This window comes from Bacillus songklensis (assembly GCF_042649685.1).
Classification (GTDB): domain Bacteria; phylum Bacillota; class Bacilli; order Bacillales; family Bacillaceae_H; genus Bacillus_BA; species Bacillus_BA songklensis.
The window spans coordinates 226299-241354 of sequence record NZ_JBHRZT010000068.1 but is presented as its reverse complement, the minus strand read 5'-3'; the positions used below and the strand labels follow the sequence as shown (position 1 = coordinate 241354).

15 protein-coding genes are annotated in these 15056 nt (G+C 41.1%); 12 read left to right on the top strand and 3 right to left on the bottom strand.

Features of this window, described 5'->3' with window-relative positions; all coding sequences use genetic code 11:
* Positions 1–223, bottom strand: a 223-nt coding sequence (locus ACFOU2_RS17820; protein WP_377917475.1) for a transposase, incomplete at its 3' end; no start/stop codon positions are given.
* A 330-nt stretch (positions 224–553) separates the two neighbouring features.
* Here ACFOU2_RS17820 and ACFOU2_RS17815 point away from each other — a divergent pair.
* Positions 554–724 carry a hypothetical protein gene (locus ACFOU2_RS17815; protein ID WP_377917505.1) on the top strand — a complete coding sequence of 57 codons (171 nt, stop codon included), beginning with the start codon at positions 554–556 and terminating at the stop codon, positions 722–724.
* 502 nt (positions 725–1226) lie between these two features.
* A complete protein-coding gene (locus ACFOU2_RS17810) occupies positions 1227–1832 on the top strand; it encodes an SET domain-containing protein (protein WP_377917473.1) in 606 nt (201 codons plus the stop codon).
* 852 nt (positions 1833–2684) lie between these two features.
* Here the strand turns inward: ACFOU2_RS17810 and metA are convergent.
* Positions 2685–3593: a homoserine O-acetyltransferase MetA gene (gene metA, locus ACFOU2_RS17805; protein ID WP_377917471.1), complete on the bottom strand. Its 909-nt coding sequence runs from the start codon at positions 3591–3593 to the stop codon at positions 2685–2687.
* Positions 3594–3760: 167 nt separating this feature from the next.
* Here metA and ACFOU2_RS17800 point away from each other — a divergent pair, with 167 nt between their 5' ends.
* The 6 genes from ACFOU2_RS17800 to ACFOU2_RS17775 all read left to right on the top strand — a co-directional run bounded on the left by ACFOU2_RS17800 (position 3761) and on the right by ACFOU2_RS17775 (position 10617).
* Positions 3761–5449, top strand: coding sequence for a formate--tetrahydrofolate ligase (locus ACFOU2_RS17800; protein ID WP_377917469.1), 1689 nt, complete (start codon positions 3761–3763; stop codon positions 5447–5449).
* Positions 5450–5693: 244 nt separating this feature from the next.
* Entirely contained in the window at positions 5694–6221 is a 528-nt protein-coding gene (locus ACFOU2_RS17795; RefSeq protein ID WP_377917467.1) for a hypothetical protein, read from the top strand.
* 69 nt (positions 6222–6290) lie between these two features.
* The gene (locus ACFOU2_RS17790) at positions 6291–6767 is read left to right on the top strand and encodes a glutathione peroxidase (RefSeq protein WP_377917465.1); all 477 of its coding nucleotides are present in this window, start codon (positions 6291–6293) and stop codon (positions 6765–6767) included.
* Between the two features lie 96 nt (positions 6768–6863).
* A complete protein-coding gene (locus ACFOU2_RS17785) occupies positions 6864–7511 on the top strand; it encodes an HD domain-containing protein (protein ID WP_377917463.1) in 648 nt (215 codons plus the stop codon).
* Positions 7508–9406 (top strand): ABC-F family ATP-binding cassette domain-containing protein, encoded by a 1899-nt coding sequence (locus ACFOU2_RS17780; RefSeq protein WP_377917461.1) that lies wholly within the window; start codon positions 7508–7510, stop codon positions 9404–9406. Before ACFOU2_RS17785 ends, ACFOU2_RS17780 begins: the two co-directional genes overlap by 4 nt.
* A gap of 83 nt (positions 9407–9489) precedes the next feature.
* Positions 9490–10617: a conserved virulence factor C family protein gene (locus ACFOU2_RS17775; RefSeq protein ID WP_377917459.1), complete on the top strand. Its 1128-nt coding sequence runs from the start codon at positions 9490–9492 to the stop codon at positions 10615–10617.
* Positions 10618–10706: 89 nt separating this feature from the next.
* Here ACFOU2_RS17775 and ACFOU2_RS17770 read toward each other — a convergent pair whose 3' ends face one another.
* On the bottom strand, positions 10707–11555 hold the full coding sequence (locus ACFOU2_RS17770; RefSeq protein WP_377917457.1) for a polysaccharide deacetylase family protein: 849 nt from the start codon (positions 11553–11555) through the stop codon (positions 10707–10709).
* 487 nt (positions 11556–12042) lie between these two features.
* Between ACFOU2_RS17770 and ACFOU2_RS17765 the strand changes: the two genes are divergently transcribed.
* The 4 genes from ACFOU2_RS17765 (at position 12043) to ACFOU2_RS17750 (ending at position 14973) form a co-directional block, all read left to right on the top strand.
* Positions 12043–12477: a BrxA/BrxB family bacilliredoxin gene (locus tag ACFOU2_RS17765; RefSeq protein WP_377917456.1), complete on the top strand. Its 435-nt coding sequence runs from the start codon at positions 12043–12045 to the stop codon at positions 12475–12477.
* 432 nt (positions 12478–12909) lie between these two features.
* A complete protein-coding gene (locus ACFOU2_RS17760) occupies positions 12910–13686 on the top strand; it encodes a class I SAM-dependent methyltransferase (protein WP_377917454.1) in 777 nt (258 codons plus the stop codon).
* Positions 13687–13871: 185 nt separating this feature from the next.
* Positions 13872–14009 carry a YuzL family protein gene (locus ACFOU2_RS17755; RefSeq protein WP_377917451.1) on the top strand — a complete coding sequence of 46 codons (138 nt, stop codon included), beginning with the start codon at positions 13872–13874 and terminating at the stop codon, positions 14007–14009.
* A 361-nt stretch (positions 14010–14370) separates the two neighbouring features.
* A complete protein-coding gene (locus tag ACFOU2_RS17750; protein ID WP_377917449.1) occupies positions 14371–14973 on the top strand; it encodes a YpjP family protein in 603 nt (200 codons plus the stop codon).
* Positions 14974–15056 lie beyond the last annotated feature (83 nt).

Sequence of the window (15056 nt, the reverse complement as noted above, 5' to 3'; positions counted from 1 at the left end):
TGTGGCGGTATGACCAGGCGGATTCACAAAGGACACGGCGAATCTGGGCATTTCCAATCTTCGTGATGGAACCCTGCCAACGGCTGGATTCACTGGAATACTCTTTCGGAACAAGACCCTCAAATGTTAAGTGAAGATTATTGTTTTCAACTTTGACTTTTTCTATATAGACGGATTGCCAATTGATATTCTGAAAACAATTTTCTGATATGTATTTTGGCATGTCTTTCAATCCTTTTTATTTTCTATAATATCACCTTGTTACACTAACCTACCCCGTTAGCCACTCATGCGGCGCAAAATCGACGCCGCACCACAGAGAATGAAAATGGTTAAAAATCGCCCATACTGATTCTATGGCTGGGTGAGGAAGGTCGATGAACTATGGTGCCACTAGAGCCCATCCGTTAGTCTGACTCCAACGACCAAGGTGCATCACATTGACTTTCTAACCGAACAAATTGAACTAGTCGATCAAGAGGTTTCCGAGAGAGTCAACTCTTATCAAGAAGACATCGAACGATTAGATTCTATACCCGGCGTTGCCACTCGAATGGCTCAACAAATTCTAGCTGAAATTGGAACATACGTGGAGAAACAGTTTAAAAGTGCAGCTCGATTGTGTTCATGGGCAGCATGGTGCCGAGACATAATGAAAGTCCGGGTAAACGAAAGTCTTCCAAAGGAAAGAAATGTATGTAGACTTAGGCGAAGACTATTTTGATAAACAAAAAGAAGCAGCTATTGTACGAAACTCAGTTCGAAGACTTGAAAAATTGGGTTATGAGATAACCATTTCAGAAGTCTCCTAATCAATACCTCGCTAGATTCCTATTGTTTATCAGGCGCTACACCTTTTAAAAAATTGAATAAGCTGCGTCTTCTTTAGTGTTGCCTTTTTTTCCTAGATTATAGAAGTTTATTTTCATAGTAGTCGAATGAGAAAAGAGATTGCCTCATCCATCCTCGATCTTCAACACAAGCCCCCGTTTAAGAAGAAATTAGTCCGAACAATCTTAAAAGTGAATACAAAATAAATCCCATACCAATAAATATAATTAAAAATCTCATTATCCAAGGTAAGTTAGGAGGAGAGTAAAACGCAATAATACCAATCGTTAATAATAGAACCTCCAGAACAAAACTATATAAAATTCCAACTAACCAAGCATGTCCCAATTGCATAGTATAAGGAGAAACCAATTATAAAAAGGAGTATGATACACATGCTGTTTCCATATACAAAACTCCGCTACATCAATGACAAGATAGGTTTTGGAGTCTTTGCAACTAAATTTATTCCTAAGGGGACTATAACGTGGGCTTTGGATGAGCTCGACCATATACTGGAACCAGAGTTTGTGGCTAAATTGGATAAACAAAGACGCAAATTTCTCAATAAATACTCCTATCGTAATAAAAACGGTCAATATATTCTTTGCTGGGATCTTGGCAGATACCTAAACCACAGTTTTCATGCGAATTGCATAGGAACTGCATATGATTTCGAAATTGCTGTTCGGGATATTCTTCCAGGTGAGCAATTAACAAATGATTATGGAACATTAAATATTGGTACATCTTTTGAATGTATTCCAGAAGAAGGTACTAACCGGAAGAGGGTTAACCCTGATGATCTTTTACATTTTTACAAAGACTGGGATGGACAGGTGATTGAGGCTTTAAAACATTTTAATGATGTCGAACAACCGCTGATTCACCTCATTCGGCCTGAATTCAAGGAAAAAGTGATGATTGCCGCTAAGGAGCATATTCTTCTCGATTCAATCAAAAGTAACTATTATGATCATTCTTCTAAAAGCAAAAAATAGGGTGTTACATTAAAACTTTGTTCTTCATCTTCAACTGCCCCGTTAGCCAACCATGCCTCGATTTGAGGCGCCACAGATTATGGAAGGTTTATCGTTCTTCCATGGTAGTTTAGATACCAGCAAGTGATTTAGCAGCTCTAACCGGCTCTTCTCCAAAAAAGGTCCAAAGCAAAAATGAATCACCGTCTACTGATTTCAGGTGTTTTCAACAAACAATTAGAACGAAGCATTAATAATCATTTCTTACAACTAAAGGTTCTTTAGGTGGATTCATATAAGATAGAGAGAGCCTGTTATCTATATTACTTGTTTTACAGATCGATGCTTTTATTCTTTTGCAGCCTCCTAATCCTTCAAAACCCATTTTAATTTGTTTCAACATGCTGGCATCCGTTCCTGAGCACCCGTTTCAAATTTACTATAGGTGGAACGGGGGATGCCCACCTAAACTTGGTACCATCATTTGATTGCCGGTGTGTCATAAAATGTGGCGCAGCTCATGGCTGAAATCTTCCCATTGAAGCTGTGGAGGAAGGCAGTGTTTAATAATCAGGCTACTTTTTTACTCTGTTCTATGATTGATTTAGGTTTGCAATTGACCAAATAGATGCTAACAGCAATTAAGAGGAGTCCTATTACAAGATTAATGGTAAAAGATTCGCTTAAGAATAGTGTTCCAGTAAAGACGGAGATAAGTGGAACAAGAAATGTATAAATTTGTATAGGTTTGCCCACGCAATTAAATCAGGGAAATTAAATGCAGAACATGAAAAAACGCGGACAAACCTTGACATATAAGGCTTGCCCGCGTTTTTAGAAACGAGAGTTCCCTACGAGGTCGTAGCGGTTCTTTCATTCCCAAATATATGGAGTTTCTTGATATACATAGTAATTTAGCCAGTTCATAAATAATAGGTACGCATGTGAACGCCACGTTTTCACAGGTTTGTTGTCAGGATTATCCCCTGGAAAATAATACGCGGGCATATGGATATCTAATCCTTTGCTCAGGTCGCGCATATATTCTTGCTGCAATGTTTCTGCATCATACTCGGGGTGACCCGTAATGAAGATGAAGCGTTCATCTTTGGACATGACAAGATATACACCGGCTTCGTCTGAGTGAGACAACAGCAATAAATCCGGGTGCTGCTCAATTGCCTCTTTGTGTACATCTGTATGGCGCGAATGAGGAGAGCAAAATTGGTCATCCAATCCGCGCAATAACTTAATCGGTTCATCCACTAAGTGATGGCGAAATACGCCTGAGCATTTTTGGGGCAAGTTATATTTTTCAATTCCGAAGTGGTGATACAATCCTGCCTGTGCTCCCCAGCAAATATGTAGAGTGGATGTTACGTTTGTTTTAGCCCAGTCCATGATTGCGACAAGTTCAGGCCAATAGTCGACTTCTTCAAACGGCAAATGCTCGATAGGTGCCCCTGTTATGATCATTCCGTCATATTTACGATGTTTGATTTCCCCAAATGTTTTATAAAATTGATCCAGATGAATTTGGCTCGTTGTTTTTGTTTCATGTGTTGCCGGGTACAAAAGGGTAATATTGACTTGAAGAGGCGAATTTCCTAATAACCTTAATAATTGTGTCTCCGTTTTTTCTTTTTCCGGCATCAGGTTTAAAATCACAATATTTAACGGACGGATATCTTGAGTAACGGCACGAAGATCATCCATCACGAAGATTCGTTCTTTTTCTAAAATCGTTTTTGCGGGTAATTCCCGCGGAATGTTAATGGGCAATAAAAAGACCTCCTTTATTAAAACAATATATACATTATAAGAATAGACAGAATATTTGACAATCATGTTTATTTCAAAAATTGATTCTTTTTTGTCCAAGGGCAGAAAAGAACATGATAAAATAAGAGCATATTTATGCAACATAAGAGGGTACTGGAGGTTTGCAGATGAGTATGACATCAACCTATAAAAGTGATTTGCAAATTGCACAAGAAGTGGAAATGAAAAAGATCATGGACATCGCGGGTCAATTGGATCTATTGGAAGAGGAAATTGAACCGTACGGCCACTATAAAGCGAAATTATCACTTAATGTATTGAATCGATTACATACAAAAGAAGATGGAAAAGTCATTTTAGTTACAGCGATCAATCCGACTCCTGCCGGTGAAGGGAAATCAACGGTTACAGTGGGATTGGGCCAGGCTTTCAATCGTTTAGGGAAAAAGGCGATTATTGCGATGCGCGAACCATCCCTTGGTCCTGTCATGGGTATTAAAGGGGGAGCGGCTGGAGGCGGCTACTCGCAGGTCATTCCAATGGAGGACATCAATCTTCACTTTACAGGTGATCTCCATGCCATCACAGCCGCCAACAATGCATTGGCGGCATTTATTGACAACCACATTCATCAAGGAAATGAACTTCGTATTGACACAAGAAAAATTTCATGGAAACGTGTCGTAGATATTAATGATCGTGCGTTAAGACAAGTCGTAGTCGGGCTTGGGGGCCCCATACAAGGAGTTCCGCGTGAAGACGGCTTTGATATTACGGTCGCCTCTGAAATAATGGCGATCTTTTGTTTAGCTGCGGATTTACAAGATTTAAAACGGCGCCTCGGCCGCATTGTCGTTGCTTACAACATAGACGATCAGCCGGTAACGGTGGCCGATCTTGGAGTAGAAGGAGCATTAACGTTATTATTAAAAGATGCGTTAAAGCCAAACCTTGTCCAAACACTTGAACATACGCCGGCTATTATTCACGGCGGCCCATTTGCGAATATCGCTCATGGATGCAATAGCGTCATCGCAACGAAAATGGCAGCGAAGCTTGGGGAGTATGTGGTGACAGAAGCGGGGTTTGGCGCTGATTTAGGAGCCGAGAAGTTTCTGGATATTAAAGCTCGTATGAGTGATATAAAACCGGAAGCAGTTGTGATCGTGGCAACGATTCGAGCGTTAAAAATGCATGGGGGCGTGCCTAAAGACCAGTTAGCCGTTGAAAATGTAGAAGCGCTCAAAGCGGGTATGAAAAACCTGGAGAAACATATTGAGACGATTCAAGCGTTCGGCCTTCCATTTGTCGTAGCCATCAATAAATTTATCACGGATACCGAGCAGGAAATTCATACACTGTTATCATGGTGCAACGAACAGGAAGTGCCTGTCGCGTTGACAGAAGTATGGGAAAAAGGCGGCGAGGGAGGCATTGAGCTTGCGGGAAAAGTGATGGCAGTCATCGAAAACGGCAAGAATGGGTTCGCTCCAATTTATGATGTGGCCGATCCGATCGAGAAGAAGGTGGAAACGATCGCAAAAGTTGTCTACGGGGCAGATGGAGCCGAATTCTCAGTTAAAGCGAAAAAACAAATCACCCAATTCGAGAAATTTGGGTGGGACAACTTGCCGATTTGTATGGCAAAGACGCAATACTCATTAAGCGATGACCAAACAAAGCCAGGTCGTCCATCAGGTTTTACAATCACCATTCGTGAGTTCCGCCCTTCCATCGGCGCAGGATTTTTAGTGGCACTGACAGGGGAAATCATGACAATGCCGGGATTGCCGAAAAAGCCATCCGCTTTAAATATGGACGTGAATGAAAACGGTCAGGCAGTCGGGATTTTCTAATACCGAAGAGGAACTGCCCCATAAGTTTAAGATGGATAACCAGAAGCATTTTTATTGAAAGGGCCCGGGAGAAAAATGTTTGATTTTATGGGATTTCACGTGTCGGGTCCTTTCAGGGGGATGACTCCGAAGGTATGGTTTTTTACCTTTTGGGTCATCTTTTTTTTACTGGAACGAAAGAGGAATTTGCAAACAGTAAATCATTTGATTATGCTTCTTACATAGATGAAATGGAAAAGGGACGATGAATATGTTTGATCCGATTGTATTCGATAACTTAAAGGTCGTAGTCGAAGGAGAAGTGTACGATCTCGATTTGGAAGGCCATGTGTCTGTTGTCAACCGTGAAGATTATGTAGATTTGGCTCGCTTTTCACGCATGTATCGCATTTCGTTTCAACAAACGGGTTCCGTCGTTGCTTCTTTATTATTAACGACCCATATCGACGATATTCATGCGGAACTGTCCGGGAATAAACAAGTGAAACCGGGGTGTTTAATCGAGATCGATTTTACCTTATCGCAAATGAGTCCTTTCACACCTGAACAGTGTGCGAATTATGAGGAAGATTTACGGGCCATTTGGGGGGAAGAGCGGACGGTTGAGCAAAGAGTGACCCATCTCGTCGGGACGAACGAATATAAAAATGAAATGAAAATCAAATTTAATCGTTACATATATGAAGACCAAGTGGATGATATCGTTGAGATGATCGATTATATGCTTGAGACCATTCAACTCCTAAAGGACGACCAGCATCCTATTATGTAAGCCAAAAGAGCATTCAGTTTTGCTTTTGGGGGAAATGGTTTTACAATGAAAAGTAAGGAGGAGAGTTATATGAGTGTATATTCTTATTCAGCCAAAACGATAAAAGGGGAAGAAGTGTCACTAGAGCAATACAAAGGGAAGGTGCTTCTGATCGTGAATACAGCAAGCAAGTGCGGATTCACACCTCAATATAAAGGCTTACAGGCGCTGTATGAAAAATATAAAGACCAGGGTGTCGTTGTATTAGGTTTCCCCTGCAACCAATTTGGGGGGCAAGAACCTGGATCCGAACAAGAGATTGAATCGTTTTGCGAACTGAACTATGGAGTGACATTCCCGATGTTTGCAAAGGTTGATGTAAATGGTGAAAATGCCCATCCGCTGTTTGTTTATTTGTCTGAACAGGCTCCGGGAGTGTTTGGTTCAAAGATGATCAAATGGAACTTTACAAAATTCCTTGTTAATGGGGAAGGGGAAGTCATCGACCGTTTTGCTCCGAAAACCTTACCGGCAGACATTGAAAAGGAAATCGAAGCATTAATATAAAAAGGGCAGGGAAACCTGCCCTTTTTATATTAATCCACATCAATGACGTTTTCATGATACAATAACGTTACACTTTGAAAACGAAAACGAGGGTTTATGATGAATGAAGAAATGATCATCCGAACGGAACAATGGGTAAAAGAAAAGTTGGCTCATGACCGTAGTGGCCATGATTGGGAACATATACGAAGAGTCCGGGATAACGCCCTTTACATAGCGAGGATAGAAGGAGGAAATTGCTTTGTCATCGAGCTGGCGGCGCTGCTGCATGATGTCGTGGACGATAAACTCGTCGATGATGTCGATAAAGCATATCGGGAATTGCGCGAATGGCTCGCTTTACAAGGAATGGATGCGATCGCAATGGAAGAAATCATCCATATTATTTCTACGATGTCATTTAAAGGAGGCGGTCGTCCTTCGATGAGTACGTTGGAAGGAAAAATTGTACAAGATGCGGACCGCCTTGATGCCATTGGAGCGATCGGAATTGCCCGTACATTCATGTATGCTGGTGCAAAAGGGCATGCCATGTATGATGAAGAAGTTAAAGTACGGGAGACGCTGACGGAAAAGGAATACAGACAGGGGAAAAGTACGGCTGTTCATCATTTTTATGAAAAACTGCTAAAGCTGAAAGATTTGATGAATACGTCTGCAGCGAAACAGCTGGCGGAAGAACGCCATGAACATATGGAAAGATTTTTACAACAATTTATGAAAGAATGGAATGGTTTGCAGTGAAAATGTTAACGGTGGAAAACATTACAAAAACGTATGGTGAAAAGGAACTTTTTCAAAACATTACGTTTACGATTTCCGACCAGGAGCGTGCGGGCTTGATTGGGGTGAATGGTACAGGGAAATCAACGCTTTTGAAAATCATTGCAGGGCTTGAGTTTGCGGATTCGGGTGATATGACTCATTCGAAAGATTACCATATCAGCTACCTGGCACAGCAGCCGGATTTTGACGAAAGCTTAACGGTTATCGAGCAAGTGTTCAGCGGTGATACGCCCTTATTGAGCTTGTTAAAGGAATATGAGCTTGCTTTATATGACCTTGAGCAAGATTCCGGTAACGAGAAACACCAGGAAACCTTATATAAACTCCAGCAAAAAATGGACGCGATGAATGCATGGGAAACGAATTCGAGTGCCCAGGCGATTTTAACAAAGCTGGGGATTACGAATATGCGCCAGAAAATGGGGGAGTTATCAGGGGGACAAAAAAAACGCGTAGCACTCGCCCGGGTATTGATTGAAACCCCGGATTTGCTCATTTTGGATGAACCGACGAACCATCTTGATTATGAAACAGTGAAATGGCTCGAAGAGTATCTGGCCCGTTATCAGGGTGCACTGTTGCTTGTTACACATGACCGATACTTTTTGGATGCGGTAACCAACCGCATTTTTGAGTTGGATAAAGGAACACTATACAGCTATACGGGGAATTATGCGGCATTCCTGGAAGCAAAGGCCATTCGCGAAGAGCAGGAACAGGCGTCACAGGCGAAACTGCACAATTTATACCGAAACGAGCTTGCCTGGATTCGCCGTGGAGCCAAAGCGCGAACAACGAAGCAAAAAGCAAGAATTCAACGATTTGAGCAGTTGGACTCTAAGCTTGATCGATCGCAATCTGAGAAACTCGATATGAGCCTGGCTGGAAGCCGCCTAGGGAAAAAAGTATTTGAGTTCAAAGATGTGTCTAAGTCATACGAAGAGAAAACCATTTTCCGCAATTTCACCCATATCGTGAAAAAGAGCGATCGCATCGGGGTGGTGGGATCAAATGGCAGCGGCAAGTCTACGCTTTTAAACATGATTGCTGGACGCATTCAGCCTGACAGTGGTGAAATCGATACCGGCCAAACAGTCAAAATCGCTTACTATACACAAGAAAGCGACGATATGAACCTAAACCAGAGAATGATTGACTACATTAAAGAATCGGCGGAAGTCATTCATACAACAGATGGGAAAGTGCTATCCGCTTCACAAATGCTTGAGCGGTTCCTATTCCCTTCACATACGCACGGCACGCTTCTTCGAAAGCTGTCAGGAGGCGAACGCAGACGCCTTTATTTATTAAAACTATTAATGACGGCCCCCAATGTCCTTTTATTGGATGAACCAACGAACGATTTGGATACGCAGACGTTAACGGTGCTGGAAGATTACCTCGAAGAGTTTCCAGGAGTCGTTTTAACTGTTTCACATGATCGCTATTTCCTGGATAAGGTAGTTGATTACTTATTAGTATTTGAAGGAAATGGTACAATTTCTACTTATTACGGAGCCTATACGGATTATTTGGAAGAAAAGCTTCAGAACCAGGCGAAAATCGAAGCGATGCCGAAAATCAAAGAGGAAAAACCGCAGCAAGCTGAAAAAACGAAAAAACGAAAATTATCGTATAATGAACAGCGCGAATGGGACGAAATCGAAGACAAAATTGCCGCTTTAGAAGAAAAGCTGGAACAAATCGCTTCCGACATTGAAGCATCCGGCAGTGACTTTGAAAAAGCGCACCGCTTAACACAGGAGCAGGAAGAAGTGAACGATGAACTGAACCGGCTTCTTGACCGTTGGGCTGAGCTGTCGGAAATCGTGGAAGAAATGCAAAGCTCATGAGACAGCCCCTTCCGATCTCCTGATTAGACTTAAAAATTCGGTATATGCTACAATCGAGAAAAGTGAACAAAGGAGGCGTCAACATGAAAATTAAATCAATCGAGCCGACTCCGAGTCCAAATACGATGAAAATTAATTTAGATCAAGAGCTTCCAGCCGGCAAAAGCAATAATTATAATGATAAAAATGCAGAGGGAGCTCCTCCTGTGATTCAAGATATTTTAAAAATAGAAGGGGTTAAGGGTGTTTATCATGTGGCTGACTTTTTAGCGGTGGAACGTCATGCTAAATACGATTGGAAACACATTTTACCCCAAGTGCGTGCATCATTCGGTGAAGAAGTGGCAGAAGGAAGCGGCGGACAAAACGCGCTAAATGACCATTTCGGTGAAGTCAAAGTGTTTGTACAAATGTTTAAAAGTATTCCAATGCAGGTCAAATTAACAGACGACATGCATGAAGAGAGGTTTGGCCTGCCTGACCGTTTTAAAGGGGCGATTGTCAAACTGCAAAGCCTATCAGACAATGTGGTGCTTGAGCGAAAATGGAAAGAACAAGGTGTTCGTTACGGTGAGTTGAAAGATATCGGCCAAGATGTGGTAGATGAATTGGACGCTGCTTATCCACAAGAACGCCTTGACCGTCTTGTGAATGCAGTGAAACAGGAAAAAGAAGGAGGAAAACAGGTTCAGCCTCGCCAAACGTACAAAGTCACACTCGATATGTTAGAGGAAGAAGATTGGTCCAAGCGCTATGCTCATTTGGAACAAATGAATCCAACAGTGGAAGATCTGCCAGTACTTGAACAGGCGCTTCATGATGAAAAAGCATCTATCCGCCGTTTAGCAACTGTTTATTTAGGGATGCTGGAAACAAAAGAGGTACTGCCATATTTATATGAGGCGTTAAAAGACAAATCTGTCACCGTTCGCCGGACGGCAGGAGACTGTTTATCCGATCTGGGATATGAAGAAGCCATTCCAGCAATGTGTGCCGCATTGAAGGATAAAAATAAACTTGTTCGCTGGCGTGCAGCCATGTTTTTATATGAAGTAGGGAATGAGAGCGCATTAGAAGCATTAAAAGAAGCAGAAAATGATCCGGAGTTTGAGGTAAGCCTGCAAGTGAAAATGGCCATTGAACGAATTGAGGGTGGAGAAGAAGCAAAAGGATCTGTGTGGAAGCAGATGACAGAATCAAGAAAATTGTAAAGAAGGGCATCGTGAAAGTACTGAAAAAGGTACTTTCACGATGCCCTTATGTGCTGAATCGTCATTTTAAGTCAGACTCTTTATAAGAACTAACGTATGCGAAATTGCAGCGGCTGCATCGTTTCTGAGATCGAAATGGGCTGGAACCCCGAGTTTTGAGTGAAGGTAATGACTTTATCCAATGAGTGGGCGGTCACTGCCTTATCATGAAACAACATAACCGGTGTTTTCTCCATATGTTCTAGACGAGTGAGTTGCGGTGTTAGATTTTGCACAATTTGTCCAGGGGTTTTTGCGTCCCAGTCTGAACTGTCTACATTCCAGTCCCACAGTTGAAAATGGGCCCGTTTTAACTGTGAACGATGAGGCTCTTTTAAATAAGGAAAGCTTCCAAAAGGAACACGGATAAGAGAACTATCTACGTTTGTAATGTTCTTCAATGTTTCGCTGCATTGTTCCATCTCTTGTAAAGCAGAACCATCATGAGCATAGATTTTGTGAATATCATGTGAAACACCGTGACAGCCAACCGCGTGCCCCTCAGCTACAACGCGTTTTGCGATTTCGGGATATTTTTTAATCTGACCGTCGAGCATAAAAAAAGTAGCTTTTACATGAAACTTTTTTAAAACATCTAAAATATAGGGTGTATCTTTTGTAGGTCCATCATCAAATGTAAAGTAAATAGGCTTCTCAATTCTTTGGTGGTTAATGTCTAAAGTGGCTGACAAAATATTATGCTGATGCAAACTATTAATCTCTTTTTTCAATTGTTCTGCATCTGCCGTCTGCTTCATAGGTAAGGAAGTCGGATGTATTTGCCTGGATTCCTTTGCCTTTCCATTTGTAATGTTAGAAGGTAAAATAAGGAAAAATGCGAATAAAATGGTCCCTACTAATATATAAAACGGTTTTTTCGGTCTTAATACCCGTTTCATCAAAAAAATCCTCTCTAATGATGGATATGTTATATATAAGTCCCACTTAATTTTTTAACCTCTGTCACCGGTCCTTCTTCTATTTGCGTCTTTCTGTTTTTTCATCTTGAACAAGCTTACAAAGGTTCTCGTATAAGCGGTTGACAAGAACCCGTAAGGGAGATTGTCAGCCGCTTATGCGTAAATAATTGGACATAAATGTTTTTTATTTATGTCCAATTATTTATGTGGATTTATATAGATAATAATAGTACAATTTCCACTTTAATCCTAGTAAAATTCGACAATCCCTACTAAAGTTCGGTATTTATTACTATTTTACCGATTTATTTCCATATATTTTTCGTGGTGTTAATCGATTTGAATACAGAATCCTTTTTTAACAGATAAAAAACGACGTTTGGGAAAGAATCCTATATCGTTGATTTTCTCGCTGAGTTTGTAGTATGCTTTTACCGTCAAAGCAATCATAGGAGGAATGCGAATTATGTCTATGGCATATGAAGAATACATGCGTCAGTTAGTGAAACCGATGCGCGAAGAGTTAACGCGTGCCGGTTTTCAGGAATTAACAACAGCCGAAGAAGTGGAACAATTTATGGAAAAGGTAGAAGGTACAACGTTTGTTGTTGTCAATTCTGTTTGCGGCTGTGCAGCAGGCTTGGCCCGTCCGGCAGCAACACATGCCGTTCTCCACACCGAGAAAAAACCAGACAATATAGTGACGGTTTTTGCAGGCCAGGATAAAGAAGCGACCGCTAAAATGCGTGAATATTTTAAAGGAATTGAGCCGTCTTCTCCATCCATGGCTTTATTGAAAGGGAAAGAAGTAATCCATTTTATTCCGCGTCATGATATTGAAGGACAACCGATTGAAATGATTTTCGAAAACATTATGACTGCATTTGATCAACATTGTTAATAAAAGGGCGCACAAGTTATATGGAATATTAACTTGATGATGGTTTGAACGATAAATAGATAAATGATATGTAATAGATCAACTTTTATCATTAACTCGAGACTTATGGGACAGCCTCTTTTTATTTGTCAGATCATATTCATAGACTTTTTTGCATGGAGACAGTATACTTTAGTACTAGAAAATGAAATGAACTTTCCCTCAGCACATATTTATCGGCGGTTAGAATCGGATAAAATATATAGGCATTTTTCACATATATGTGATAATAGATGCCGCACTTTATGTGTCTGAAAGAAGATTTCAAACAAACTCAGCACCAAGCTGAGTTTTTCTATGCGGCGGAAAGTCTGATTCCTTACGTTTTCGAACTTCCTCTCCACCGCATGCATCTTGGAGAGTCAAGGTTCAAAGAAAAGGAGGAAAATGAACGTGATTGTTACAACAGCTGGGCGGACAAATGAAGAGATGGTTGAAAAAGCACAGTATATCGCCAGGGATTTAAACATTCCTTTTATAGAGCGAAAAAAAGAAGCCATTAAAGAAATTCAAGAACGCGAAGAAGCAGATGTATTAGTAGTAGGGAAAAACCGTCTGGAAATTCATGCGAAGGAGGGAGCTGATCCAATTTTCTTTCATCCAAACTCCGCGATGTTTCGGGCAAAGCGTATACTAAATGGAGAAAGTGAACCTTTTTTAGAGGCCACAAAATTAAGGCGCGGCATGAGTTTTTTAGATTGTACGTTAGGATTGGCTTCTGACAGCATTATTGCGAGTCTCGCTGCAGGAGAAGAAGGACGTACCATCGGGCTGGAAGGGAATCGATTTTTGGCCTACCTCGTTAAACGGGGGCTGCAGGAATGGCAGACGGATATTCCAAAAATAAATGAAGCGATGGAACGCATCCAAGTCGTTCATAAAAATTTTGAAGCATATTTACATTGTTGTCCGGATAACTGCTTTGACGTTGTCTATTTTGACCCGATGTTTCCGGAAACGATTGAAGAGTCAGACGGCATTAAAGGATTAAGGCAAGTAGCCCTTTATTCGACCTTAACGGAAGATGTAGTAAACGAGGCAAAGCGTGTCGCTAAGCAGCGGATCGTATTAAAAGATCATTGGCAAAGTCCGCGTTTTGAGCGATATGGATTTAATGTTTACCGCCGCAAAACGGCCAAGTTTCATTTCGGGGTGATCGAGCTTGTTTAATTCCTCTGCTGATTCTTTTCATAGTTTTAAGAAAAGAAGGGAAGGATAAAGTAGAACTTTCATCAATGTCAGGATTGCCCATTGATGGTTAGTTGAACTAATCAGGCTCCTAGGGCGGTTCCCTCCTTATGAAGATGCCGGGATTTTACCGCCTGTTAGAGCGGAATAACTGCGGAGGTGACAACATGGCTGGACAGAAAAAAGATCACTCAAAATCAAAATTAAATGCGCCAAATGTTCAGGGACAAGGAACGACAATGTCTGAAACGGGTGCCGTAATGAAAGATTCGTCACGTATGAAACAGAAGCAACCAAGACAATGACCAACGAAAAAGCACTGCCTGATGGCAGTGCTTTTTTAATCCGTAATAGATAAGAAAATGAAATAAACAAGGCAAACTAAGCTAGAAACGATATAAACCGTATTCATCGGTCCACTTCCTTCCATACCGTCTTCCTTGTATTAAAATGTATACCAAATCTTACGCATTTATTCTAAAATGTTAAAAAAAGTTGAAACTTTTTATCTGGGGGCCCGTCTATATAATTAAGAAAGTTGCGAACGTTTATGAACATTTCAGTAAAGACGAGTTAAAAAGTTTGTAAGCGTGTTAATATAGGATTACATAATAGAAGAGAAAACGATAGAGTCTGAGATAGAGAAAGAAGAAAGGATGAAGTTCGATGCCGAAATGGGTACGGAAAACGCTGATTGTCTTAATTACCGTTTGTACTTTCGGGTTGGTCACGCCGCCTGATTATTTATACATTGATGATGTAAAAGCGGATAAAGCGACGAAAGAAGGGTATGTGAGGCCCCAGGACCCTCAGCCGATTATTGTACAATCATGGGAACCCGAACAAGAATCGCCGTTTTATGATTCCGATACCTTCATTGACTTTGCGATGGAAGAGGCAGAGCGCCAATCCATCGAAAAGTTCGGTCCGAAAATTACTCCGGTGATTGAAGATGAATTTAAAGAAGCCATCCTTCCGCAAATCGAGATGGTTCTTTCCGAGTTGGCTTCACAATGGCCGGAAGAGGAATTTCAGAATCTGCAAATCAGTGAAAAACCAGCAGGAGGGTACGGAGAAAAGATCTTCCATGTTTATAATCGGGAAACCGGAAAAGATTTAATTCGATTCCATGTTCGCCGTGACCATCCGCCGCAAGAGGGGTACTGGTTTAACTTCCACTATCATACATGGAAAGATCAATTTCAAAAACACCACGATTTGGGGAGTATTTACTGGGACGTAAACACGCCGCCAAAATGGCTCAACTAACATCATGTTAGAAAGGACAGTTTCTGAAAAAGAGACTGTTCTTTTTATATGAATCCACGGTAATTTTTTTGTCCACTTTTTGT

Bases quoted from the DNA above. Each gene is read 5' to 3' on its own strand.
- ACFOU2_RS17815 (WP_377917505.1), top strand. From the start codon at position 554: ATGGCTCAACAAATTCTAGCTGAAATTGGAACATACGTGGAGAAACAG.
- ACFOU2_RS17810 (WP_377917473.1), top strand. From the start codon at position 1,227: ATGCTGTTTCCATATACAAAACTCCGCTACATCAATGACAAGATAGGT.
- ACFOU2_RS17800 (WP_377917469.1), top strand. From the start codon at position 3,761: ATGAGTATGACATCAACCTATAAAAGTGATTTGCAAATTGCACAAGAA.
- ACFOU2_RS17795 (WP_377917467.1), top strand. From the start codon at position 5,694: ATGAATATGTTTGATCCGATTGTATTCGATAACTTAAAGGTCGTAGTC.
- ACFOU2_RS17790 (WP_377917465.1), top strand. From the start codon at position 6,291: ATGAGTGTATATTCTTATTCAGCCAAAACGATAAAAGGGGAAGAAGTG.
- ACFOU2_RS17785 (WP_377917463.1), top strand. From the start codon at position 6,864: ATGATGAATGAAGAAATGATCATCCGAACGGAACAATGGGTAAAAGAA.
- ACFOU2_RS17775 (WP_377917459.1), top strand. From the start codon at position 9,490: ATGAAAATTAAATCAATCGAGCCGACTCCGAGTCCAAATACGATGAAA.
- ACFOU2_RS17770 (WP_377917457.1), bottom strand. From the start codon at position 11,555: ATGAAACGGGTATTAAGACCGAAAAAACCGTTTTATATATTAGTAGGG.
- ACFOU2_RS17765 (WP_377917456.1), top strand. From the start codon at position 12,043: ATGTCTATGGCATATGAAGAATACATGCGTCAGTTAGTGAAACCGATG.
- ACFOU2_RS17755 (WP_377917451.1), top strand. From the start codon at position 13,872: ATGGCTGGACAGAAAAAAGATCACTCAAAATCAAAATTAAATGCGCCA.
- ACFOU2_RS17750 (WP_377917449.1), top strand. From the start codon at position 14,371: ATGCCGAAATGGGTACGGAAAACGCTGATTGTCTTAATTACCGTTTGT.